The following is a 20,921-nucleotide window of genomic DNA, read 5'->3' on the forward strand; positions in this document are numbered from 1 at the left end:
CTGCTTCCACCTGACGAGAACAGAGTCATGGCCCTCGACATTCACGCTCACCGTATCCTGATCCTCGACTTCGGTTCCCAGTACACCCAGCTGATTGCCCGCCGTGTGCGCGAGATCGGCGTGTTCTGCGAACTGCACCCCTGGGACATGTCCGAAGAGGACATCCGTGCCTTCGCCCCACGTGGCATCATTCTCGCCGGTGGCCCCGAGTCGGTTCACGAAGCCAACAGCCCACGCGCGCCACAGGCGGTTTTCGAACTCGGCGTACCATTGCTGGGCATCTGCTACGGCATGCAGACCATGGCCGAGCAACTGGGCGGCAAGGTTGCCGGCTCGGACCTGCGCGAGTTCGGTTACGCCCGCGTCGATGTAGTCGGCAAGAGCCGCCTGCTTGACGGCATCGAAGACCATGTCGACGCCGACGGCGTGCTGGGCCTGGACGTGTGGATGAGCCACGGTGACAAAGTCATCCAGATGCCTGCCCAGTTCAACGTCCTGGCCAGCACCCCGAGCTGCCCGATTGCCGGCATGTTCGATGACGCGCGTGGTTACTACGGCGTGCAGTTCCACCCGGAAGTGACTCACACAAAGCAGGGCGGTCGCATCCTCACTCGCTTCGTGCAGGATATCTGCGGCTGCGAAGCCCTGTGGACGCCCTCCAACATCGTTGAAGACGCCATCGCCCAGGTGCGTGAGCAAGTCGGTTCGGCCAACGTGCTGCTGGGCCTGTCCGGCGGCGTCGACAGCTCCGTGGTTGCTGCGCTACTGCATCGTGCAATCGGTGACCAGCTGACCTGTGTGTTCGTCGACAACGGCCTGCTGCGCCTGCACGAAGGCGACCAGGTGATGGCCATGTTCAAGGAGAACATGGGCGTCAAAGTGATCCGCGCCGACGCCGAGAAGCAATTCCTCGACAACCTGGCCGGCGAAGCCGACCCGGAGAAGAAGCGCAAGATCATCGGCCGCACCTTCATCGATGTGTTCGATGCCGAAGCCAGCAAACTGGACAACATCCAGTTCCTCGCCCAGGGCACCATCTACCCGGACGTGATCGAGTCGGCTGGCGCCAAGAGCGGTAAGGCCCACGTGATCAAGTCGCACCACAACGTCGGTGGCTTGCCTGAGGAAATGAACCTCAAGCTGGTCGAGCCGCTGCGCGAACTGTTCAAGGACGAAGTGCGCAAGATCGGCCTCGAACTGGGCCTGCCGTACGACATGGTCTACCGCCACCCCTTCCCGGGCCCGGGCCTGGGCGTGCGCATCCTCGGTGAAGTGAAGAAGGAATACGCGGACATCCTGCGTCGCGCCGACCACATCTTCATCGAAGAGCTGCGCAAGGCCGACTGGTACCACAAGACCAGCCAGGCTTTCGTAGTTTTCCAGCCGGTCAAATCGGTTGGCGTGGTCGGTGACGGCCGTCGCTACGCCTGGGTCGTCGCCCTGCGCGCCGTGGAAACCGTGGACTTCATGACCGCACGCTGGGCGCACCTGCCCTATGAGCTGCTGGAGACCGTAAGCGGCCGGATCATCAACGAAATCGACGGTATCTCCCGCGTCACCTACGACGTGTCGAGCAAGCCGCCAGCGACCATTGAGTGGGAGTGATCCCACGTCCGGCCTAGGCCGGTAGTAAGTGGTCAGAAAACCAAAAGCCCGCGTAATGCGGGCTTTTGGGGTTTTTGGGTTTTGCACATTCAGTTCGCGTACACACGGTTCTCAGAACGTGGGCATGCGTTGCGCCTCGCCCTACCAGCGCATCAAACCGCCTGCGCCTTGGCCAACTGCTCGCCTTCCAGCCAGGCGCCGATTTCGCTGGCAGGCATGGGTTTGGCGAACAGATAGCCCTGGGCCCAGGTGCAGCCGAGGTTTTTCAGGGCGGCGAGTTCTGCTGCGGTCTCCACGCCTTCGACGATGCATTCCAACTGCATGTCTTGGCACAAGGCAACCAGCGACTTGACGATCTTGAAGCTGGCCGGGTCGAGGTGGATGTCGGTGACGAAGGTTCGGTCAACCTTGAGTTTGGTTAGCGACAGCGCGTGGATGTGGCTCAGGCTGGAATAGCCGGTGCCGAAGTCGTCGAGGGAAATACCGCAGTCCAGTTCGCGCAACCGGCTGATGGTCCGCTGAGTCTGCGGCAGGTCCTGGATGGCCGCGGTTTCGGTGATTTCCAGATCGAGGCAGGCCGGGGGGAAGCGGCTGCTTCTGATCAGCTCGACGATCTGCTGGGCGGCGTCTTCCGAGCCACAGTCATGGGCGGACAGGTTGAAGGACAGGCGCATGCCCGCAGGCCAGCTCGTAGCGGCCTCCAGCGCCTTGCTCAGCAACGGCAGCGTGAGGCGATTGACCAGGCCAGCGCGCTCGGCAATCGGGATGAATTCACAGGGCGACACGTTACCCAGTTCGGGGCTTTCCCAACGTGCCAGTGCCTCGAAGGCGACGGTTTGCTCAGTCTGAATATCCACGATGGGCTGGAACACCACGTGAAACTCACGATCCAGATCGGCCCTGCGCAGTGCCTGTTCGGTCAAGCCTTCGCGATTGAGCTGCTGGCGATGGTCGGCGCTGAACAGGCAGACCGTTCCAGGGCGCTGGCGCTTGCTCTGATACAGGGCATAGTCGGCGTATTCATAAACCTGCATGGCGCTGGATGCCTGATCCGGGAAGGTTGCGATGCCCAGTGACCCACTGATCTGAATCGGGATGTCCACCAGCAGGAACGGCTCGCGCAGGCTGGCGCAGATTTTCTCGCCAAACGCCCGTAACTGATCGTCGCTCATGGCCTGCGTGATGATCAGGGCAAACTCGTCGCCGCCCAGCCGGGCCAGGTGAACACCTTCGTCGAGCAGCCCCGTCAGGCGCTGGCCGACCTGATAGAGCAGCCTGTCGCCCACGCTATGGCCATAGAGATCGTTGACCGGCTTGAAGCCATCCAGGTCGATCAGCCCCACGGCCAGGCGAGTCTGCTGCTTGCTGGCGCGGGACAGCTGCGTGTCGAGGCGCGAAAAAAACTGCCGTCGGTTAGCCAGTCCGGTCAGGCTGTCCTGGTTGGCCAGGTGCAGGTTTTCCTCGCTGAGTTTTGCCGTTTGCGCCTGCATGTTCACCAGCCGGGTGAAGTCGGCGTATTGCGCCTTGAGGATGATCAGCATGGCGATGGACACCAGCAGCACGTCGATCGCTGTGGCCACGAAGGTCATGATGTTGGTGGACGCGAAGAACACCACGAAGGCCGTGTTGACCACCGCCGTGGTGGCCAGGGCGGCTGGCAGCAGGTGCATCATGCAGAAAATGCAGCCGATGACGGTGATCGCCATATAAAAGGCGACATGCGCCTGGGTGTAGCCGTCGCCATAGGGGAACAGCGCCAGCGACCAGGCGGTGAACGCCACGGCTACGAAGGGCGCGAGCATATTGGTGCGTTTCAGCTCTTTCAGCATCTGCGCCGGGCTGCGCGCCTGCCCGCGTGTGCGTACCCATTCCACAGCACGGATCACGCCGAACAACGTCATGATCAACGGGCAATAGACCACCAGCCAGCGCGGTGCGACCGCAAAGTGGGTGCCCGCCAGCATCAGGGTGTTGACCAGCAGGATGAAATACATCATCGGCAATTGGCGAGCCAGCGCAATGTATTGCGCCTTGACCAGGCCAGGGTTGTCCTTGGGCACGGACATTAACGCCCGCACGGCGAGCAGTGTTTTGTTCATCAGGCGACGCTCTGAAAATAGACCAGATAAATAACCGAGCGGATCATCCTTTCCAGCCTGGACAGAGCAGGGCTAAACGCTGCTCTCATGGGATCGTGTCGGCCGATCTTCAGGTTTCTGCAATCTCTACGACTGGTGGCATTTTGATTTCGTTCCATCATCCGGTCGCGACAGGGCGCGCGAGGCAGACTCAACGCGAATCAGGCGGTTGATTCGGGGCGCTCGGCGGGCCTGCGCCTAGGCTCTGTACTGACCCTAAGGCTTAGGGGCGCGAACATGAAGCCTGCTTGGTCGCGGGCTTTTTGCATCCCAAGCCCGAAATGGGCAGGCGACGTTGTCGGCAGTGTCGCGACGATATGGCCTCTCCAGATGGCCCCCTCCGCTCTGGATCAGCCGTTCAAATCTTTTATGTAACAGTCGGGAACTTTGTTAGTAATGACTATCGTTGTGATAAAGATTTTCGAATATGATTGTTGTATGACCTCTACTGGCTTTTTGCGGCGGCGCGGAATGATGCTAACGGCAGGGGCCTTCCAACAATCAAGGATCTTGAGCATGACTCATTGCAAACCCAGGGCCATTCCCGCAACCGTGTCCTGGCAGCGGACTGCTACGGCCGCTCTGTTCTGCGCTCCTCTGGTTGGCGTGCCCCTGAGTGTGAGTGCTCAGGAGGCCACCACCATCAGTGAAGAGGAGGCCTATCGCCTCGCGCCGATCATCGTCAACTCGCAGGCGGCAGCCAGCGACGACAGCACTTCGGTAGTCGCTCAGGAGCTTTGGGTGGGTGGCAAGGTGGCGACCAACGTCCTTCAATACGCCAGCGTCGGTTTCCGTTATCACGCAGAAGGAAATCGAGCAGCGCGGTGCCAGTACGACTGAAGAAGTGTTGAAGTACACGCCGGGCGTTATTGCCGACTACTACAGCACCGACGATCGCAACGACTACTTCCAGATTAGGGGTTTCAATGCCACGACTTACCGCGACGGTCTGACCCTGGGCTCGATGCGCGGCGTGCGTGAGGATTCGTTCGCCTACGAGCGTGTCGAAGTATTGCGTGGGGCCAACTCGACGTTGTTTGGCCCGGCCGATCCAGGTGGCTCGGTGAACTTCGTGACCAAGAAGCCGCGTTTCGACAAGTTCGGGCAAGTCTATGCGAGCTACGGTTCCTTCAATCACAAGGAGACCGGTATCGACGTCGGTGATTCGCTGAATGCGGATCAGACGCTCGCGTATCGATTCACCGGTAAGTTTCAGGACAGCGATCGGGAATATGACCACTCACAAGACGATAACAACTTCGTCATGGGGGGACTGACCTGGGCGCCGACGGCTTTTACCTCGGCCACCCTGGTGGTGGATCACCTGCGCCAGGACAGCACGCCGAACAGCGGCGGTTACCCGATGGACAGGGAGTATGATCGCGACGAGTTCTTTGGCGAGCCGACCTACAACTTCCATGATGTCGAGCGCACGAACATCAGTGGCAGCTTCAGCCACAACTTTGACAATGGCTTCACGTTGAGCAGTAACCTGCGCTATAGCGATTTGTCCGATGAGTACGGCTACGCCTATATCAGTGATGCGGCCGGGCATACCGGAACGGTAGTTGACCGCGGCTACCTGGGTTATGACAGTGAAGCCAAACAGTTCAATGGCAACGTCATCCTGCAATATGATGCGCGCTTCGAGAACATCGATAGCAGCAGCATCGTGGGTGTCGAGTATCTCGACGCCTCGAGCAAGGGAGTTTCCGTATATGGTTCGGCAGATCCAATTGATGTAGCCAATCCGCGGTATACCGGCGTTTCTGCACCGATCATTTATGAGAACAAGGACCGAGACAACAAGGTCAAGTCCGTATTCCTGCAGCAGAATCTGTCGTTCTACGAGCGTTTCATTGTCACGTTCGGTATGCGCAACGACTCCATGGACGTTTCGGAAACCGACCACCTAGCTGCAAGCAAGGCGTCTGATCACTACTCGGAAAACTCCCTCCGTGGTGCATTGACCTATATCGTCACTGACGAAGTCTCCACCTACATCAGCATGGTCGAGTCCGTCGCTCCTCCTGAGGTGGGCACTACTCCAGAGCGCGGCACGCAATATGAGGTCGGAGTGAAGTATTCGCCGACAGCGATCAATGCGCTGTTCTCTGCCGCAGTCTATGAGCTGACTCAGGAAGATGTCGCCACAGCGGACGTGCAACAGAACGGTGTTATCGACCAGCAGACCGTGGGTGAGCAGCGTGTGCGTGGCCTCGAGCTGGAGGCCAAGGCCGAGTTGACCGATAACCTGAGCCTGGTGGGTGGCTACACCTACATGGACACCGAGGTGCTGCGCGGTGCGCTGCAGGTATGGAACGGCGCGGCCTATGATGTCGTATCGATCAAGGGCAACAGGTTGGTTACCGCTCCGAAACATTCGGCCTCGCTCTGGAGTTACTACAGCGTGCCGGGAACGGACGTCAGTGTCGGTCTGGGCGCCCGTTATGTAGGGTCCTATTACTTCAACGATCTCAACGACAACGGCGAGAGCAAAGGCACCACGGTATTTGATGCCGCGTTCAACTACCAGATCGCCAAGGGCACAGACCTGGCCATCAACCTCAACAACCTCTTCGACGAGCAGCACGTGGTCGGTCGCGGTAGTGCGAACTACTACAACTCTGGCCGCGAAATCACCGCCAAGGTGAGTTACAACTGGTAAGTGGGTGCAGCGTCGCCTGAGCGTTTTTTAGCGTTCGGGTGGTGTTCAGGGCTGCTATCGTCCTGCGAGGCGGGGCCGTTTCTAAATGCATCACCCATGAAAAAGGCGCGAATCGTTAGTCGATTCGCGCCTTTTTCATTTATTCGTTGCTATCCGGCTCGTCGTTAGGCGTCAGCGTCAGCCGAAGACATGCGCCGAGATGAGCTTGGAAATTTCCACGATTGCCGTCTTGCCGGTGAACTCGAATTTCACTTTGCCGAGCGAGGAGAAATGGATCTCCAGTTCAGCGTCCAGATCGAAGGTGCCGGAGGTTTCGATCGAGTAGGCGACGATGTTCTTGTAGGGCAGGGAGGTGAAGTCCTTCTTGCTGCCGGTAAGGCCCTGCACGTTCACGGCGATGATGCGCTTGTTGGTGAATACCACGCCGTCGCGCAGGGATTTGTAGGAGTCGATGACCTGTTCGTTTTCAAGCAGCAGGGCGCTGACGCGTTGGGCATATTCGTCGTTCTGCTTGAGTTTGAAAAAGCTTTTGTTATTGAAATCGATCATCCACGGTCTCTCAATTGGCCAAGGTTTAGTCGTCCTCGTAGGAAACTGCTGCAGTGCTGTTTTGGCAAGCTGCAAATCGGCAGGGTTCAGCGTCGATCAATGTCCTCTAGCCGAGCCTTGCGGGTGTCACTGGCTGCGCTCAACCATCCCGAGAATGATCGCCTGCAGTTCATCCCGTGCCTGCGCTTCACTGATATCGCCGGCCACCGCGGCGTCGCTGAGCGAGTCGGCGGCGCCGAGCATGGCCCACAGGCTGGCGGCTGATATACCGCTGGGCGTGCAGAAGGGGGCCAGAATCGTGGCGCATTTTTCGATGAAGGCATGCTGGTACTGCTTTTTCACGGCTGCCAGTTCGGGGGAGCCGTTGAGGGCTGCCACGACATCGGATATTTCCCGCCCCTGGGTCAGCACGCAATTGACGTAGCTGGCGGCGATGACGCGGCTCTTGTCCTGCAGGTTTGCGGCAGCAGCTTCGATGGCTGCGTCGAAGAGTTGCGTCTGGCGCTCGTCGTAATCCTGGTACAGCGCCGCCAACAGCCCATTGCGGGTACCGAAATGGTCATACACCACCGGCTTGGTCACGCCCGCGGCCTCGGCCAGCCTGCCCAGCGTCAGGGCGTCCGTACCCTCGTTGCCGATCAACTGCCACGCCACTTCGAGGAGCTGGCGCGTGCGCTCCTCTCGTGGCAGGCGGCGACGTGGCGATTGGTTGTGCTGCGGACTCATCGATACTCCGGGTGGTTCAGGATGGCTCGGCGAACAGCTTACGGCCTATCGCCCGTGCCGTCTCCAGATGCGCCTCGGGATAGCCCGGGTCCGATGCCAGCAGAAGGTGCGATGAAGCCACCGGGGCGCCGCAGTAATCGAAGATTCCGTGCTCGATCTGCGTCTTCATCGCCTGCCCGTAAGCGTGGCGTGTGAAGGTGCCGGCGTCCGCACCACCAATGGCCACCAGGTGGACGGGGAGGCGCTGCAGCTTCTTTACCAGCTTGCCGTTCTCGGCCTCCTCATAGGCCCAGCCGCTGGTGAACACGCGGTCGATCCAGCCCTTGAGCTGGCCCGGGAAGGACCACCAGTAGATCGGGTAGACCAGCACCAGCGCGTCAGCCCGTTCGAGACGGGCGTGCTCGGCGGCGACATCGGCCGGCACCGGGCCGCGTTTCTGGAACAGGGCGATGTCTGCCTCGCCATAAGTCGGGTCGAAGCCCTCGGCCGTCAGGTCGGCGAGCGCCACCGAGTGTGTAGGCGCCGAGCTGCGCACGCCATCGGCAAGCTGCGCAGCAACGGCGTGGGTGAGCGAGTATGGGGTCGGATGGGTGAAAACGATCAGGGCGTGCATGGGCATTACCTCCAGTAGGGATTACCTACTACTGGTAACTTACTTTTGGTAGGTTTTCGAGCCTGACTTGTTAACTGCTCGTTCTGCATGCCGGATAATGGCGCGTTGCCTGCGCGAAGGTACGCAAATAAGCGCCCGACTCAGAGGTGTGCTGGAACCCAGGGGCCGCGTACGGGGATATCGGGAAACGGGGTGTCCAGAACACGCAGTTCGGCATCCTTCGGCGTGTTGTCGCCCGCACCTTGAATGCTGACGATGTCTTGCGGGCAGGCTGAGAAGGCGACGAAGCAGTCCATCTCCGCGCGCAGGGTGATGGAGTCGCCAGGGCGGGTAACGGTTGGCAGGGTCTGCAGATGGATGTTGTCCGGCTGTACGCGGATGTTCATGAAGATGTTGAACGAGGCGAGATTGCGGCGCGGCGGGGTGACGCCCAGTTCCAGCATGCCTTCGAACAGGTTGTCCGCACAGTTGCGGTGATAGTGCGTGCAGCCCAGCAGCTCATAGCGGCGCCGGTCGCAGGCTGCCATGAAGGTGTCGTGAACGCCCGGCGAGGTGTCCTCGACCAGGGTGAGAATCGGGTGGCGCTCGCTGGTGACGAAGCTGTCGCCGACCACCGGATTGAGGTGCTGGTTGTAGACGCGCGTCGCTTCCATGCACATGCATTCGTCGAGGTCGTAGGCATTCCATGCCCAGCAGTCGACAACCTGCGTACCGTAAGTGTTGATGACCTGTACCGACTGGCCGGCGCGCAGGCGTACAGCCTTGCCGTGACCGGCGGGAATGATGGTGGATGAAGTAGTCATGCTGATGGCTCGCTAAATAGTTAGGCGGGGCGGTGACGTGTCAGGCGGCGCTCAACCGAGCCCGCCGCTGCGTCGATCGCCAGTGTGACCAGCCAGTAGCACAGCGCTACGGCCAGGTAGATTTCCAGGGGGGCGTAACTTTGCGAAATGGCCTGCTTGGCGGCGTACATGAACTCCTCCACGGAGACGATGGACAGCAGCGCCGAGTCTTTAACCAGGCCGATGAGCAGTCCGGTAGCCGGAGGGATGGCGACGGGCAACGCTTGCTGCAGGGCCACGTCTCGTAAGGTGCTCCAGCGTGACAGCCCCAGCACGCGGCAGGCCTCGAACTGCCCGCGCGGGATGGACGCGAAAGCGGCCCCCAGCACCTGTGCCAGGTAAGGCCCGTAGTAAAGGCTCAGGGCGGTTACTCCAACTGCAGGCGATGACAGCGTGATGCCGTATTCAGGCAGGATGAAGAACAGCACGTAGATCAGCACCAGCAGCGGCAGGCCGAGGATGAAGTCGCAGTAAAGGCGGCCCGCTGTCTTCAAGGCACGGCTGGAGCTGCGCAGCTCGGTCCAGGTCAGCAATGCGGCAAAGCCGAGCGCCATCAGCGCGGCGATCAGCGACAGCACCAGGCTGTAGAGCAGGCCATTCAGCAGCGGTGCGGCGTATTGCCCGATAACGGTGAAATCCATCAGTTGGCCCTCGCCCTGTCGAGCCGTGTTTGCAGGCGACGGGCCAGCAAAAGAATCGGCCAGCAGATCAGCAGGTAGCCAAGCACGATGGGCAACATCACGGGCGTCGCTTCGTAAGTTCTGGCAATGATCAATTGCCCGGCGTAGGTCAATTCGGTCACGGCAATAACCGAGGCCAACGGTGTGGTCTTGACGATCAGGGTGAACTCGTTGACCAGCGCCGGCAGGCTACCGCGCAGTGCCTGCGGTGCCAGCACATAGCGCCAGCACTGAAAACGTGTCAGCCCCGACACTCTGGCGGCCTCGCGCTGGCCGCGCGGCACGGCTGCGTAATTGGCGCGCAGTATCTCGGCAGTGTAGGCCGCGCTATTGAGCCCGATCGCCAGGATGGCGGCGAGCAATGGCTTGCCGCCCAGGCCGATCAGCGGCAGTGAGAAGAACACCAGAAACAGTTGCACGATGGAGGGCGTACCGCGCATCAGGCTGACGTACAGTCTGGCCGCACTGCGCAGCAGCAGAAAACGCTGCTCGCGCAGCCACCAGATCACATGGCCGAACAGAAAGCTGATGATCGCCGCGGTGATCGTCAGCTCCAGCGTGGCCATCAGCCCGGTGGCCAACTCTGGAACGGCCTTCGACATCTGTGCAAACACGGGTTACTCCGGGAAGTCGCTCAGGTTTTCGGCCACCGACATCGCGACCGCGCCGGGCTGGTCGTTACCCGCAATACCGGTGCAGCAGGTCGATACCACGAACAGCATGTCCTGAACGACGCGGCAGGTGATCTTGTCGCCTGCTTTGACGGTGCTGGGTTTCGGATGAATGCTGCCGTCTCGTTCCAGCGCCACGTGCATGAACAGGTTGATCGGGTCCGGCAGTTTCGGTTGTGCGCGGCCCAGGCGAGCGAGTTCAGCCTGCAGCGACTCGACGCAGCCGGTCCCGGCGTAGCCCCGGCTGCGAAGGAACGCGGTCGTCGAGGCGGGCAGCAGCAGGTCATGTTTACCGATGCTGTCCTTGCCCAGCACCATGACGGGACGGCGGCGATTGTTGACCAGACGCATGCCCGAGCCGAGCACGTAGGAGTTGCTGAATACGCGGGTGTGGTGAACCGAAAGGTGCACCATGGGATCGGCTTCGCTGAAGCCGAACAGGCTGGCCACGGCACCGTCGTCCAGCGCTTCGATGCGCAGCAGCTGGCCGCGTTTCACCGCGATGGCGCCAGCGCATCCCGCAGCCACGTCGACCCGGCACATGGGTAACGGCGCCCGATCCAGGATGTGTTCTTTCATGATGAGCATGTTCTTATCCTCGGGCGGCGTGAGCGGGCACGTCGTCAGTGATGCGAATGTCGATGGGGGTCACTTGCAGGCCATTGCCCGGGATGATGTCCTGAGGGCAGGAGGAGACCGCGCAGACCAGGTTCTTCAACGCCTTGAAGACGACATAATCGTTCGGGCGGCTGATCGGATCGGTGACCTGCATGCGGCCGTCGGCGGTCACCGGGCCGTTTTGAAACAGGTTGAAGGGCTCCGGAACGTTCACCGCCAGCACGCCATAATCGACCAGGCCCTCGTGCATGTTGTCGAGGCAGTTGCGGTGGCCCTCCACGCCGAAATCGACGCTGAAGCGAGTGGCGTCACAGGCCGGCACGTTGGCGTCATGTACGCCGACGGTATCTGCCAGCACTTCAAGCAATGGCTCGTCGTTATTGGAGTAGAGGCAGTGGCCCACCTTGAAGAACAGTGAGCCAAGCCGCCGCCGGGTGTGAACGGGAGACAGGTACTCGGCCGTGTTTTCATGGACGACTGCGACGAAGTCAGCGGCCTGCTGCCCCTCGGAATCAACCACCTGGATGTACTGGCCTGCTCGTACCTCAAAAGTACGGCCATGGCCGGCGGGGACGTGCACGTGGTTATGTTGGCAAGGCATGGGAGGGCTCACTTGGTTGGGATGAAGTCGGTGGACGGCAGTTCAAACGTCACGCCGAGGTATTGCTGTTGCAGCTTCTGCAGTTCTCCAGACGCCTTGAGGGCAAGAATTTCGTCGCTGATGAGTTGGTTCAGGCGTTCGTCATCCTTTCGGGTCGCCCAGCTGATCCATTGGCTGTCTCCGAGCTCGCCAACCTGTTTCAACTTGCCCGGCAGCTTTTGCGCAAGGCCGCCGAGCACGGTGATGTCGTCGAACACGAAATCGGCGCGGCGTGTCATCAGTGTCGCCAGCGTCTGGTCGACACTGTCCACGCTGACGATCTTGATCGTTTCCAGCCCCTTGGCCTTCAGTTCGGTGTTGAATTGCTTGAGTAGCTGCTCTGGAGCGGTCGTGGTCTTGACGGCGGCCGTCAGGCCGGCGAGTGACTCGACCGTCAGCGGCTTGGCCGCGATGCGCTGCTCGTCGGCACGGACCAGTACGGCATTCACGCTCTTGCCGAACGGCACAGTGAACAGCACCTTGTCGGCGCGCTCGGCGGTGACGTTGAGCGAAGAGCCTTCTGCATCCACCGAGCCGGCGATGAGTGCCGGGATGATGCCGCTGAAGGCCATCTTCTGATACTCGAGCTGGACGCCCAGCCTGGCCGCCACGTGCTTCATGATCTCGGGGGCGTAGCCAACGATGTTGCCAGCGTCGTCGGTGTATTCGTAAGGCGCGAAGGTGGGGTCGATGGCGACCACCAATTTGCCCTTGGCCTTCACCTCATCGAGGGTGTCAGCGCTGGCGGAGCAGGCGATGCCGAAGCCCAGGGTCAGGGCGGCGAATGTCAGGGCAAAACGGGAAGTGAACGTCTTCATGATGAGCGCCTTGGGTCGTGGGGGCCAAGGGGCTATCGCAGGAAGTGTGCCAGGATTTCAAAAGGCAGGAGGAGGCTTGGATTTAACCTTATGGAACAGTGGTTTCAGTTTATTAATTTATGAAATTCATGTTTCTTTTTTGGGTGCGGCATGGCGTCAATCGCCCTGATTTGGGATGGCGCGCTCTTTGTTGGTGCGCTATCGGCCGCTTTCCAGTTCATCGAGTCGTTGGTGAAGTAGCTCCGTTCTTTCCAGGTGCGATGCCTTGCTGCCACTCAGCTCCTTGCCCACCAGGGAGCAAAGCAGGTTGGTAATGGCGGCGACACCGGCGTTACTGTCGAACATCAGCGTACTTTCGGTATGGCAGCGAACGATCCAGGTGGCCAGGCGGGCAGGGCTGCCGGCCAGCACATCTGCCAGGTAGAGCATGCGAACGCCAAGCTCGGACATCGCCACCATGCTCGCTTCCAGCGCCGGCATGCGTCGGCGCAGGCCGATGCAGATGGCCAGGTCATCCTTGCCAAGCGATGCGAGGTATTCGGCGAGGCTGTCTCCAGGGGAAGGCAGCAGCATGATGTCGCCGCGTACCTGGATCAGGTTGCTGCGAAACATGTGGGCGATGGTTTGGCTATGCCGGAAACCGATGATGACGACACGTCTGGCGCCGGCGATGGCTTGGGCCGCATCGAGGAGTTCTTTGCGATTCAGCGACTGGTAGGTCTCATAGATATTGGCAATCTCCTGATCCAGATGATGCTGGATGAGATCGTCAGAGCTGCTCTCGCTGCGCCCTCGGTCCTGCAGATAGAGCGGCGAACCACTACCGCGCGACTCACGTGCCTCGCGACGTGCTTCGTCATAGGAGGTGTAGCCCAGCGTGCGGAAAAAACGCGTGGTGGTGGCCTTCGATACACCCGCATGGCCGGCCAGTTCGGTAGCCGTCTGCATGGCCAACTGGCCCGGAGAGGCCAGGATGACGTCGGAGAGCTTCTGCTCCACCGCGGACATCGCTTCGTAGCGCGCCTTGATTCTTCCCTCCAGCGAAGTCGAGGAGAGGGGAGCGGATGGGGTCTTGCTGATACGGGGCATGAAAGGGCTCTGGGTGCAGGCGATTTGGGCCCGAGTCTAGCCGCAAACCTCTAGCCAGGCGTATACCCTGTCGGCCGCCCCTCGAGCGCCTGGCGCTTGCGTTCTCTTCCAGGCCCATGGATTGCTCGCGCAGTGAGCCCTTACCGGTGGGCTCGCCCAGCAGCATCGTCAAGTCGCTTGAAAAAACGCACCCTGATTGCAGGTGCTCGTCGCGGTGGATTTTCTTGAGAATCAGCCGCAGTTGGCCCGTATAATCGCGGGTAACTTTTTGTGTCGGCCTTCTAATGGTGGAAAGCCTGCGGGCTATCACGGGCGATGTCAGAGTCGCTCCCGGCAATTTTTCGTTTGAGGAAAGGGTCAATGTCTGCTCATCGAGTAATGGGTCTGGCGCGGGCGATCGCCGCGGGTGTGTTGTCTTCCCTGCTGTTCGCCACCGGTGTGCAGGCTGATGACGCGGTAACCCTGACGCTGTACAACGGCCAGCACGAAGCCACCGGCAAGGCCGTGGCAGCAGCGTTCGAGAAGAAGACCGGCATCAAGGTGCTTATTCGCAAGGGTGGTGGCGGCCAACTGGCCAACCAGATCGCCGAGGAAGGCGAGCGCTCGCCGGCCGACATCATCTACACCGAAGAAGCACCGCCGCTGATCAAGCTCGGCAGCCAGGGCCTGTTGGCCAAAGTCGATGACAGCACCCTCAAGCAGATCGATGCCAAGTTCTCCGACGACAACGGCAACTGGATCGGCATCACTTCGCGCGTGCGCGTGCTGGCCTACAACCCGGATCTGGTCACCGAGGCCGAGTTGCCGAAGAGCGTGCTGGAAGTGGCTGACCCCGAGTGGGCTGGCAAGATCGCCTTCGTGCCGAGCAGCGGTGAGTTCCTCGGCCAGACCGCCGCGGTCATCCGCCTCAACGGCCGCGAAGCCGCCGAAGAATGGCTGACCGGCCTCAAGGCCTTCGGTAGCACCTACACCAATAACGTGATCGCCATGAAGGCGGTGGAGAACGGCGAGGTCGGCGCTGCGCTGGTCAACAGTTATTACTGGACGGCGCTGAAGAAAGAGAAGGGCGAGCTGAAGTCCAAGCTGCATTACTTCGCCGATGGTGATGCCGGCGGTCTGTCGAGTGTGTCTGGTGCCGCAGTGGTCAAGGCCAGCAAGCACCCGAAAGAGGCGCAGCAGCTTCTTGCCTTCATGATCAGCGAGGAGGGCCAGAAGGCCGTGCTCACCCAGTCCGCCGAATACCCGGTCAACCCCAAGGTGGCGGCCGATCCGCTGCTCAAACCCTATGACCAGCTCAAGCCGCCGGCCATCACCGCTGCGCAGATCGGCCTGGCCGAGGATGCTCTGGAGTTGCAACGCGAAGTGGGTATGAACTGATCATGCAGCCTCAGGCGGTTACGCCAGAATTGCCGCTGCCTGCGGTTACCGTCAGCACGCGTCGTCGCAAGGCACCACCGATCTGGCTGCAGCTTCCCGTGCTGGCGCTGCTGCTGCTCGCCGCGCTGCCGCTGTTCTTCGTGGTGGTGCGGGCGGCCCAGGTCGGGCCCCATGAAGCCTTCGCGCTGCTGTGGCGACCATTCGTGTTCGGCCTGTTGGCTAACACCCTGAAACTGATGGTGCTGGTGACTCTGGGCTGTGCGCTGCTTGGCCTCGCCCTGGCCTGGCTGGTGGAACGCAGTGACCTGCGCTGGCGCCGGCACTGGAACGTGCTGCTGTGCCTGCCGTTCGCCATTCCCTCGTTCGTCAGCGGCTTTACCTGGGTGTCGATCAGCCCGCTGTTCGAGGGCCTGGGCGGCACCGTGCTGGTGATGATCCTGTCCAAGTACCCGCTGATCTACCTGCCGGTGGTGGCAGTGCTGCGCAACCTTGACCCGGCCATGGAAGAGTCGGCGCGGATGCTTGGCTGCAGTCGCCGCCAGGTGTTTTGGCGGGTCACGCTGCCACTGCTGCGCCCGGTGCTGATGGCCACCAGTTTGCTGGTGGCGGTGCATATGCTGGTCGAGTTCGGCGCGCCATCCATCATGCGCTATCAGACCTTCACCACCGCCATTTACCAGCAGTTCGAGCTTGAGTTCAGCGGCAGCAACGCGGCAATGCTGTCGGCGCTGCTGCTGGGGCTGTGCATGTTGCTCTTGTGGGGCGAGTTCCGCCTGCGCGGGCGTGGCTTTGCGCGTACCGGCCAGGGTGTAGCGCGCAGCGCAGCGAGGGTTCGCCTGGGCCGCTGGAGCGTACCCGCTCAGTTGATGCTGCTGGCGCTGGTGGCCATCGGCTGCGGCGTGCCGCTGGTGATGCTGGGGTTCTGGATCGTCGAAGGCAGCTCGGCCAGCTTCCCGGTGGTGGAAATCGCCGAGACGCTGTGGTCGTCGCTGACCTATTCCTTTGGCGGCGCCTTGTTCAGTTGCCTGCTGGCGTTGCCGGTGTGTCTGGTGGTAGTGCGCTATTACGGGCGTATGGCAACGCTCGCCGATCGCCTGCCGTATCTGCTGCACGCCTTGCCGGGTTTGGTGATCGCCTTGTCGCTGGTGTTCTTCGCCCTCGGCTACGTACCGGCGCTGTACCAGACGAGCATCCTGCTGCTGCTGGCCTATGCGCTGCTGTTCATGCCGATGGCCCAGGGGCCGATTCGCGTGGCGCTTGAAAAGGCCTCGCCGCAGCTGGAAGAGGCTGCACGCACGCTGGGGCACACGCCGATTGCCACCTTTCTGCGGGTGACCTTGCCGATCATCTCGCCGGCCATTGGTGCCGGCTTCGTGCTGGTATTTCTCGACTGCATGAAAGAGCTGACTGCCACGTTGATTCTCGGCCCGACCGGCCTGGAAACACTGGCTACCAAGGTCTGGTCGCACACCGGCAACCTCGAATACGCCGGCGCTGCGCCTTATGCCGCGCTGATCGTGCTGGTCTCGGGCCTGCCGGTTTATTTACTGACCACCCGCGCTTACCGGCGTTCCTGAGCATGGGCGAGGCGCGATGTCACGGTGTCGCGGCTTAACGCCCCGGCGCTCAAGGTGTATCGTTCGCAGCTCTCCAGCGCCCGCAGAGGCGCCCCGAAATTACCTGATTAGCGTTACCGCAGTCCCGCTTCAGGAGCAGGCTCCATGAGTTTCACCCGTAGACAGGTTTTGGGCGGTCTGGTCGGCCTTGGTGTCGTTGGCCTTGGCGCTGGCGGCGCGCGTTATTGGCTGGGGCGGCCGTTCGACCGCAAGACCCACGACTACGAGCTGATCGCCGCGCCCCACGATATCGAACTGGTGCCTGGCCATGTCACGCCCGCCTGGACCTTTGGCGGCCAGGCACCGGGTGTGGAGCTGCGTTGCCGGCAAGGCGACGAGCTGCGCGTGCGCTTCATCAATCACCTGCCCGAGCCCACCACCATCCATTGGCATGGCATCCGCCTGCCACTGGAGATGGACGGTGTGCCCTATGTGTCCCAGGCGCCGGTATTGCCGGGTGAGTTCTTCGATTACCGCTTCGTTACCCCGGACGCCGGCAGCTACTGGTATCACCCCCATGAATCCAGCGCGAAACAACTGGGCCGCGGTCTGGTTGGCCCGCTGATCATCGAAGAGCGTGACCCGACCGGTTTCCAGCACGATCGCACGCTGTGCCTGAAGAGCTGGCACGTGGACGAAGAGGGCGCCTTCACTGCGTTCAGCGTACCCCGTGAGGCTGCCCGTGAAGGCACCCGTGGACGCTTGTCGACCATCAACGGTGTATCGCTACCAACCCTGGAGCTGCCCACCGGTCAGGTGGTACGCCTGCGCCTGATCAACGTCGACAGCACCATCACCTATCGCCTCAACCTCTCCGGCGGCGAGGCGCGGATCTACGCCCTGGACGGTAACCCGATCCAGCCGCGCCCGCTGGGCAAGGAGTACTGGCTGGGCCCGGGCATGCGTATTGACCTGGCGCTCAAGGTGCCGGCGGCTGGCAGCGAAGAGCTGTCGCTGCGTAACGGGCCGCTGCGCCTGGCCACCATCAAGCCCGTCGCCAGTAGCGAACCCTCCGCCGAGTGGCCGCCCGCGCTGCCACCAAACCCGGTAGCCGAGCCGGATGTGGAACGAGCCGAAACCCTGCGCTTCAACTTCGAATGGGCGGCGTCCCTTGCGTCGCCTGCCGATGAGGCGGCCGGCCGCTACAAGTATTGGCAGATCAACGGCCAGGCCTGGGACATTAACGACAAGACCTGCGCCGACCGGCCTATCGCCAAGCTGAAAAAGGACGGCCACTACATCTTCGTACTGCGCAACATGGCCCAGTACCAGCACCCGATCCACCTGCACGGGTTGATCTTCAAGGTGCTGGACTCCAACCGCCGCAAGATCGAGCCGTACTACACCGACACCTTCCTGCTCGGCAAGAACGAGACTGCGCGCATCGCCTTCGTGGCCGATAACCCCGGCGTGTGGATGTTCCACTGCCACGTCATCGACCATATGGAAACCGGCCTGATGGCCGCCATCGAGATCGCCTGATTTGAGTGCCCTGTTTTGAGAGCGTTAAATTGAGAGCCCCGCTGATCATCGACCGCAGTCGCGACGAGCGCTTTATGCGCGAAGCGCTGGAGCTGGCTGCCGAAGGGGCTCTACGCGGCGAAGTGCCGGTCGGCGCCGTGCTGGTGCAGGACGGCGAAGTGATCGGCCGCGGCTTCAACTGCCCGATTTCAACCTCAGATCCCAGTGCCCATGCCGAAATGGTCGCCATACGCGCCGCCGCCCAGGCCGTCGCCAACTACCGCCTGCCGGGCAGCACCCTCTACGTGACCTTGGAGCCCTGTGCCATGTGCGCGGGGCTTATCGTTCACTCGCGGGTACAGCGTATAGTCTTCGGCGCCAGCGAGCCGCGTGCAGGCATGGCAGTGAGCCGCGGCCAGTTCTTCGATCAGGCTTTCCTCAACCACCGTGTGCTGGTCGAGGGCGGGGTGCTAGCGGAGGAGTGCGGGGCGGTGTTGAAGGCGTTTTTCAAGGCGCGGCGCGGATAGTCTGTTTAACGACATGGTGCTATGGGGCCAGAGCGTCCTACACGCCTATGACAATACTTCAGGAGCATTAATATTGATCAAAGCAGGGATGTTTGCGCTGGCAGCAGTGCTGTTGGGCGCGTCTGCCCAGGCGGAGGAGCGGCAGGTTTATCTGGTGGCCACCGTGCATCTGGATGGCTCAAATCTGGCCCAGAGCATTTTCCTGAACGAGCCGGAAATCACCGAGTTGCAGGGCTGCCTCGATGCCGTGCGCAAGGGGCAACGTGAGCGCGATTGGCAGCAGTATCACCATATTTTCCGGAGCGATAAATTCAAGGGCTTCACCGGGCATATGCGTTATCGCTGCACCTACAGTGACCTGCAGATTAGTGGCTGGTACGACGGCCCGCGCTACAACCAGCCTTATCTGGTCAGCATTGATGATGACTCGGTGCTGAGTGTCAGCCGTTCTTCAAGCCAGGCGCAGTGCTCAAGCCAACTGCGGGCGTTGCCGGCCAAGAAGCAGGCGCAAAGTTTCTGCGCCATGGGTAATCAGACCGTTACTCGCTGAGTAGCTTTGGCCCAGTTTATGGGGGCCTGATCGGCCTCGTTGCGCGCTTTTATCGAGGTGATGAAAGACGTTTGGTAGCCACGCGTTCCCGGCGTTGGCAAGGGCTTAGAGCGGCGCTTTTTCCTGCTGCTCTGGATGGTCCTTGCCAACGCCGGGAACGTGCAGGCCGCTCTCGGCAACCTGGCTACCTTCGAGCTGTGGTTGGGTTACCCAGGTGAGGATGTCGTAGTAACGACGGATGTTGCGCACGAAGTGCACAGGCTCACCGCCGCGGGCGTAACCGTAACGGGTTTTGCTGTACCACTGCTTTTGCGACAGGCGTGGCAGGGTTTTCTGCACATCGAGCCACTTGTTGGGGTCGAGGCCGTCGGCTTCTGCCAACTTGCGGGCATCTTCCAGGTGACCGCCGCCGATGTTGTAGGAGGCGAGGGCAAACCAGGTGCGATCCGGCTCCTGAATGCTGTCCGGCAGCTGTTCCTTCACATGAACCAGGTACTTGGCGCCACCCTGAATGCTTTGCTGCGGATTGAGGCGGTCGGCTACGCCCATCGCCTGGGCGGTACGCAGGGTCAGCATCATCAGGCCACGCACGCCGGTCTTGGAGGTGGCGCCCGGTTGCCAGAGCGACTCCTGATAGCCGACGGCGGCGAGCAGGCGCCAGTCCAGATCGTTTTCCTTGGCGGCCTTGCGGAAGTGTTTTTCGTAGCGCGGCAAACGTTGCTGCAGGTGCTGGGCAAAGGTGTAGGCGCCGACGTAACCGAGTACGTCGACGTGGCCGTAATAACGTTCCTTGAGGCGCTGCAGGCTGCCGTTGTCCTGGGAGCGTCGCAGGAAACCGTCGACCTGTTCGAGCAGGCTGTTGTCTTCGCCCGGAGCTACGGCCCAGCCCAGATTACGCGAATCGCCAAGGTCGAAGCCAACGCGCACGTTGGGGAAATACACCTGGTTCATCGCCAGCTCGTTGGAGTCGACCAGGGTCAGGTCGATTTCGCCTTCGTCGACCATACGCAGCAGGTCGACTACCTCGACATCGGCCGACTCTTCATATTGCAGGTCAGGCTCTTCGGCTTTCAGCGCGGCGAGTTGTTCGGCATGGCTGCTGCCCTTGAGCACCAGAATCCGCTTGCCGATCAGATCCGCTAGGCGGCTAGGGCGGCGCTGACCGTTGCGGTAAACGATCTGCGGCGTCACTTCCAGATAAGGAATGGAGAAGCGTGCGCTCTGCTGACGGCCTGCACTTTCTACCAGGCCGGCGGCTGCCAATACCGGGCCGTTAGGCTGGCCGAGGCGGGCGAACAGGTCGTCGAGGTTGTCGGCAGTCTGGATTTCCAGTTTTACGTCGAGGTCATCGGCGAAACGTTTGACCAGCTCGTATTCGAAGCCGGTCTCGCCGTTGCGGTCCTGAAAGTAGGTGGCCGGGCTGTTTCGCGTTATCACGCGCAGCACGCCTTCCTCCTTGATCCGCTCCAGGCTGCTCGGAGGTTCCGCGCAGCCGCTGAGCATAAGGAGTAATCCGATCGCCGACAGCCAGCCGGCGTAACGCTTGCCAATCAGGTAAGGAGAGGGCATCGGCGCAGTATACGCCAACGCCGTGCCGTTCCATATCTGGACAGCGCAACTGCGCTCTGCTAGGCAAAAAAGCTTTTGCCAGCAGTGGTTGGCTGCGACCGTAAGACAGCGGCCATGGGCGAACAGGGCATGAGCGGGCGTGCCGCGCTCGCCGCTTTAGGCTA

General features: G+C 61.3%; 18 protein-coding genes and 1 pseudogene. 7 read left to right on the top strand and 12 right to left on the bottom strand.

The window, feature by feature from the left end:
- The first annotated feature begins 27 nt into the window (after nucleotides 1–27).
- Entirely contained in the window at nucleotides 28–1,605 is a 1,578-nt protein-coding gene (gene guaA, locus BUC40_RS10930) for a glutamine-hydrolyzing GMP synthase (RefSeq protein ID WP_073265543.1), read from the top strand.
- A 152-nt stretch (nucleotides 1,606–1,757) separates the two neighbouring features.
- Here guaA and BUC40_RS10935 read toward each other — a convergent pair whose 3' ends face one another.
- The gene (locus tag BUC40_RS10935) at nucleotides 1,758–3,704 is read right to left on the bottom strand and encodes a putative bifunctional diguanylate cyclase/phosphodiesterase (RefSeq protein ID WP_073265545.1); all 1,947 of its coding nucleotides are present in this window, start codon (nucleotides 3,702–3,704) and stop codon (nucleotides 1,758–1,760) included.
- 555 nt (nucleotides 3,705–4,259) lie between these two features.
- Here BUC40_RS10935 and BUC40_RS10940 point away from each other — a divergent pair.
- Nucleotides 4,260–6,411, top strand: a pseudogene (locus BUC40_RS10940) (TonB-dependent siderophore receptor).
- A gap of 177 nt (nucleotides 6,412–6,588) precedes the next feature.
- On the opposite strand, the gene BUC40_RS10945 reads toward BUC40_RS10940, so the two are convergent.
- The 10 genes from BUC40_RS10945 to BUC40_RS10990 all read right to left on the bottom strand — a co-directional run bounded on the left by BUC40_RS10945 (nucleotide 6,589) and on the right by BUC40_RS10990 (nucleotide 13,657).
- Nucleotides 6,589–6,960 (bottom strand): PH domain-containing protein, encoded by a 372-nt coding sequence (locus tag BUC40_RS10945; RefSeq protein ID WP_073265547.1) that lies wholly within the window; start codon nucleotides 6,958–6,960, stop codon nucleotides 6,589–6,591.
- 126 nt (nucleotides 6,961–7,086) lie between these two features.
- Nucleotides 7,087–7,686 (bottom strand): TetR/AcrR family transcriptional regulator, encoded by a 600-nt coding sequence (locus tag BUC40_RS10950; protein ID WP_073265549.1) that lies wholly within the window; start codon nucleotides 7,684–7,686, stop codon nucleotides 7,087–7,089.
- Nucleotides 7,687–7,702: 16 nt separating this feature from the next.
- Entirely contained in the window at nucleotides 7,703–8,299 is a 597-nt protein-coding gene (locus BUC40_RS10955; RefSeq protein ID WP_073265551.1) for an NAD(P)H-dependent oxidoreductase, read from the bottom strand.
- 140 nt (nucleotides 8,300–8,439) lie between these two features.
- Nucleotides 8,440–9,102: a DUF1989 domain-containing protein gene (locus BUC40_RS10960; protein ID WP_073265553.1), complete on the bottom strand. Its 663-nt coding sequence runs from the start codon at nucleotides 9,100–9,102 to the stop codon at nucleotides 8,440–8,442.
- Between the two features lie 20 nt (nucleotides 9,103–9,122).
- On the bottom strand, nucleotides 9,123–9,782 hold the full coding sequence (locus BUC40_RS10965) for an amino acid ABC transporter permease (RefSeq protein ID WP_073265555.1): 660 nt from the start codon (nucleotides 9,780–9,782) through the stop codon (nucleotides 9,123–9,125).
- A complete protein-coding gene (locus tag BUC40_RS10970; protein WP_208605767.1) occupies nucleotides 9,782–10,435 on the bottom strand; it encodes an amino acid ABC transporter permease in 654 nt (217 codons plus the stop codon). The genes BUC40_RS10965 and BUC40_RS10970 overlap by 1 nt, the downstream gene beginning before the upstream one ends.
- A gap of 3 nt (nucleotides 10,436–10,438) precedes the next feature.
- On the bottom strand, nucleotides 10,439–11,080 hold the full coding sequence (locus BUC40_RS10975; protein ID WP_073265556.1) for an urea carboxylase-associated family protein: 642 nt from the start codon (nucleotides 11,078–11,080) through the stop codon (nucleotides 10,439–10,441).
- A 4-nt stretch (nucleotides 11,081–11,084) separates the two neighbouring features.
- Nucleotides 11,085–11,711 carry a DUF1989 domain-containing protein gene (locus tag BUC40_RS10980; RefSeq protein WP_073265558.1) on the bottom strand — a complete coding sequence of 209 codons (627 nt, stop codon included), beginning with the start codon at nucleotides 11,709–11,711 and terminating at the stop codon, nucleotides 11,085–11,087.
- 8 nt (nucleotides 11,712–11,719) lie between these two features.
- Nucleotides 11,720–12,568, bottom strand: a complete 849-nt coding sequence (locus tag BUC40_RS10985; RefSeq protein WP_073265560.1) for a transporter substrate-binding domain-containing protein — start codon at nucleotides 12,566–12,568, stop codon at nucleotides 11,720–11,722.
- A 198-nt stretch (nucleotides 12,569–12,766) separates the two neighbouring features.
- Nucleotides 12,767–13,657: a MurR/RpiR family transcriptional regulator gene (locus BUC40_RS10990; RefSeq protein ID WP_073265562.1), complete on the bottom strand. Its 891-nt coding sequence runs from the start codon at nucleotides 13,655–13,657 to the stop codon at nucleotides 12,767–12,769.
- A gap of 360 nt (nucleotides 13,658–14,017) precedes the next feature.
- On the opposite strand from BUC40_RS10990, the gene BUC40_RS10995 reads away from it, so the two are divergent.
- The 5 genes from BUC40_RS10995 (at nucleotide 14,018) to BUC40_RS11015 (ending at nucleotide 19,188) form a co-directional block, all read left to right on the top strand.
- A complete protein-coding gene (locus BUC40_RS10995; protein WP_073265564.1) occupies nucleotides 14,018–15,034 on the top strand; it encodes an extracellular solute-binding protein in 1,017 nt (338 codons plus the stop codon).
- Between the two features lie 2 nt (nucleotides 15,035–15,036).
- A complete protein-coding gene (locus tag BUC40_RS11000) occupies nucleotides 15,037–16,611 on the top strand; it encodes an ABC transporter permease (protein WP_073265565.1) in 1,575 nt (524 codons plus the stop codon).
- Between the two features lie 144 nt (nucleotides 16,612–16,755).
- Complete coding sequence (locus BUC40_RS11005) at nucleotides 16,756–18,132, top strand: multicopper oxidase family protein (protein WP_073265567.1); 1,377 nt, start codon at nucleotides 16,756–16,758, stop codon at nucleotides 18,130–18,132.
- Between the two features lie 29 nt (nucleotides 18,133–18,161).
- Entirely contained in the window at nucleotides 18,162–18,638 is a 477-nt protein-coding gene (tadA, locus tag BUC40_RS11010; protein WP_073265569.1) for a tRNA adenosine(34) deaminase TadA, read from the top strand.
- Between the two features lie 88 nt (nucleotides 18,639–18,726).
- Entirely contained in the window at nucleotides 18,727–19,188 is a 462-nt protein-coding gene (locus BUC40_RS11015; protein ID WP_073265571.1) for a hypothetical protein, read from the top strand.
- Between the two features lie 105 nt (nucleotides 19,189–19,293).
- Here the strand turns inward: BUC40_RS11015 and mltF are convergent, their stop codons facing one another.
- A complete protein-coding gene (gene mltF, locus BUC40_RS11020; protein ID WP_073265572.1) occupies nucleotides 19,294–20,757 on the bottom strand; it encodes a membrane-bound lytic murein transglycosylase MltF in 1,464 nt (487 codons plus the stop codon).
- Nucleotides 20,758–20,921 lie beyond the last annotated feature (164 nt).

Source organism: Phytopseudomonas punonensis, from assembly GCF_900142655.1.
GTDB lineage: Bacteria > Pseudomonadota > Gammaproteobacteria > Pseudomonadales > Pseudomonadaceae > Aquipseudomonas > Aquipseudomonas punonensis.

What these genes read in the sequence shown, in the direction of transcription:
- guaA (WP_073265543.1), top strand. Translation starts at nt 28, where the DNA reads ATGGCCCTCGACATTCACGCTCACCGTATCCTGATCCTCGACTTCGGT.
- BUC40_RS10935 (WP_073265545.1), bottom strand. Translation starts at nt 3,704, where the DNA reads ATGAACAAAACACTGCTCGCCGTGCGGGCGTTAATGTCCGTGCCCAAG.
- BUC40_RS10945 (WP_073265547.1), bottom strand. Translation starts at nt 6,960, where the DNA reads ATGATCGATTTCAATAACAAAAGCTTTTTCAAACTCAAGCAGAACGAC.
- BUC40_RS10950 (WP_073265549.1), bottom strand. Translation starts at nt 7,686, where the DNA reads ATGAGTCCGCAGCACAACCAATCGCCACGTCGCCGCCTGCCACGAGAG.
- BUC40_RS10955 (WP_073265551.1), bottom strand. Translation starts at nt 8,299, where the DNA reads ATGCACGCCCTGATCGTTTTCACCCATCCGACCCCATACTCGCTCACC.
- BUC40_RS10960 (WP_073265553.1), bottom strand. Translation starts at nt 9,102, where the DNA reads ATGACTACTTCATCCACCATCATTCCCGCCGGTCACGGCAAGGCTGTA.
- BUC40_RS10965 (WP_073265555.1), bottom strand. Translation starts at nt 9,782, where the DNA reads ATGGATTTCACCGTTATCGGGCAATACGCCGCACCGCTGCTGAATGGC.
- BUC40_RS10975 (WP_073265556.1), bottom strand. Translation starts at nt 11,080, where the DNA reads ATGCTCATCATGAAAGAACACATCCTGGATCGGGCGCCGTTACCCATG.
- BUC40_RS10980 (WP_073265558.1), bottom strand. Translation starts at nt 11,711, where the DNA reads ATGCCTTGCCAACATAACCACGTGCACGTCCCCGCCGGCCATGGCCGT.
- BUC40_RS10985 (WP_073265560.1), bottom strand. Translation starts at nt 12,568, where the DNA reads ATGAAGACGTTCACTTCCCGTTTTGCCCTGACATTCGCCGCCCTGACC.
- BUC40_RS10990 (WP_073265562.1), bottom strand. Translation starts at nt 13,657, where the DNA reads ATGCCCCGTATCAGCAAGACCCCATCCGCTCCCCTCTCCTCGACTTCG.
- BUC40_RS10995 (WP_073265564.1), top strand. Translation starts at nt 14,018, where the DNA reads ATGTCTGCTCATCGAGTAATGGGTCTGGCGCGGGCGATCGCCGCGGGT.
- BUC40_RS11000 (WP_073265565.1), top strand. Translation starts at nt 15,037, where the DNA reads ATGCAGCCTCAGGCGGTTACGCCAGAATTGCCGCTGCCTGCGGTTACC.
- BUC40_RS11005 (WP_073265567.1), top strand. Translation starts at nt 16,756, where the DNA reads ATGAGTTTCACCCGTAGACAGGTTTTGGGCGGTCTGGTCGGCCTTGGT.
- BUC40_RS11015 (WP_073265571.1), top strand. Translation starts at nt 18,727, where the DNA reads ATGTTTGCGCTGGCAGCAGTGCTGTTGGGCGCGTCTGCCCAGGCGGAG.
- mltF (WP_073265572.1), bottom strand. Translation starts at nt 20,757, where the DNA reads ATGCCCTCTCCTTACCTGATTGGCAAGCGTTACGCCGGCTGGCTGTCG.